This is a genomic window from Nonomuraea sp. LPB2021202275-12-8 (assembly GCF_037044575.1).
GTDB lineage: Bacteria > Actinomycetota > Actinomycetes > Streptosporangiales > Streptosporangiaceae > Nonomuraea.
This window is the reverse complement of record NZ_JBAHWD010000109.1, coordinates 1-1,734: the sequence shown is the minus strand read 5'-3', so window position 1 is coordinate 1,734 and position 1,734 is coordinate 1. Positions and strand designations below refer to the sequence as shown.

General features: G+C 67.3%; 2 protein-coding genes. One reads left to right on the top strand and one right to left on the bottom strand.

What is annotated here, in order from left to right:
• Nucleotides 1–404: hypothetical protein (locus V5E28_RS48895; protein ID WP_336217173.1), on the bottom strand; the 404-nt coding region annotated here is incomplete at its 3' end.
• A gap of 540 nt (nucleotides 405–944) precedes the next feature.
• Here V5E28_RS48895 and V5E28_RS48890 point away from each other — a divergent pair.
• Nucleotides 945–1,694 carry an SAM-dependent methyltransferase gene (locus V5E28_RS48890; protein ID WP_336217172.1) on the top strand — a complete coding sequence of 250 codons (750 nt, stop codon included), beginning with the start codon at nucleotides 945–947 and terminating at the stop codon, nucleotides 1,692–1,694.
• Nucleotides 1,695–1,734: the final 40 nt, after the last annotated feature.

Sequence of the window (1,734 nt, the reverse complement as noted above, 5' to 3'; positions counted from 1 at the left end):
ACGGAACGGCCGACGCTCACCACCGGAAGCGCCACGATCGGAGCTGTAACCACCCTCACGCCGCGGACCACGGTCATCACGATCCCGGAACGGACGGCGCTCACCAGAGGCACCCTCAGGACGAGGCCCACGGTCATCACGGTCCCGGAACGGACGGCGCTCGCCAGAGGCACTCTCAGGACGAGGCCCACGGTCGGAGCTGTAACCACCCTCACGGCGCGGACCGCGATCATCGCGATCACGGAACGGCCGACGCTCACCACCGGAAGCGCCACGATCGGAGCTGTAACCACCCTCACGCCGCGGACCACGATCATCGCGATCACGGAACGGCCGACGCTCACCACCGGAGCCGCCACGATCTGAACGGTAGCCACCCTCGCTACGGGGACCGCGGTCGTCACGCTGACCGCCGCCGGCGTAACGGCCACTACCCTGCGAACCGGAGCTCCGGTCTCGATCCTGGTAGGGCCGCCGCTCGTCACTTCGCGGGTACTCCCTGCGCGGCCCTTGGTCGCCGCGACCGCCCTCGTCCCGCCGCGGCCCACGGTCATCACGACCGTACGAACGCGACCTGCCGTCATCGGAGCGGGACGGACGGTCGCTCCTGGAGTCACGCTCTCCACGGGGCCCCTGCCCGCCGCTCCTGTCTCCGCCGCTGGAGCGCCTGTCCTCGTGGTCGCCGCGGCCGCGCTGACCGCCGTCCGATCCGCTATCTCTGTTCACTTCTAGGTCCATTTCGTTGGCTCACTCAGCGGACCTTGCTCTCTGTACGGCGGTCCGCCGTGGCTGGTCGCCGCCTGTCCAAGGCCTTACGCGACGAAGGCCACCCGTGGTGGGGTGGCCCGGTCACTCAAGCCTAGCAAGCCGGAGTACACCCGAAAGCCGAACACCCCTCCGGATATCCAGTCGCGCACCGCACGAGGATTCGTGAAACTGGCCGCATGTCACTGCGCTTCCACGAGATCGCCGAATCTGGGCATCGCCTTCTCAACCCGTTCAGCGAGGACAAACTCCGGCAGCTGGGCGAGATCTGCCGGATCGCTCCGGGCACCCGCCACCTGGACCTGGCCTGTGGCAAGGGCGAGATGCTCACGCTCTGGTCCGCCCAGTACGGCCTGCGAGGCGTAGGTGTCGACATCAGCAAGGTGTTCCTGGAAGCCGCGAACGCGCGCGCCAAGGAACGAGGAGTCGCCGACCAAGTCACCTTCGTCGAATCGGACGCCGCCACGTACACCGACGAACCCGATTCTTACGACATCGTCTCCTGCCTTGGCGCGACCTGGATCGGCGACGGCCTGACCGGCACGCTCGACCTGATGCGCCGCCCGCTCCGCCCGGACGGCATCGTCCTGGTCGGCGAGTGCTACTGGATCACTCCTCCTCCACCAGAGGCACTCACCTCCCTGAACACAGCCGAAGACACGTTCACCTCACTGGCGGGCACGGCGGAGCGCTTCGAGGAAGCGGGATTCGAACTCCTGGAAATGATCCTCGCCAGCCCGGATGACTGGGACAGATACGTGGCCAGCCAGTGGTGGACGATGAGCGACTGGCTCCGCGACAACCCCTCCGACCCCGACGCCCCAGAACTGCGCGCCTTCCTGTCGAGCTCAAAACGGTCCCACCTGGAGTACAGCCGGCGGTACATGGGCTGGGGCGTCTTCGTCGCCCGCCAGACCAACAACCGCTGACAAACTCGTCCGGGCAAAGTAGGGCCCCGCGCGGTATACA

Bases quoted from the DNA above. Each gene is read 5' to 3' on its own strand.
- V5E28_RS48890 (WP_336217172.1), top strand. From the start codon at position 945: ATGTCACTGCGCTTCCACGAGATCGCCGAATCTGGGCATCGCCTTCTC.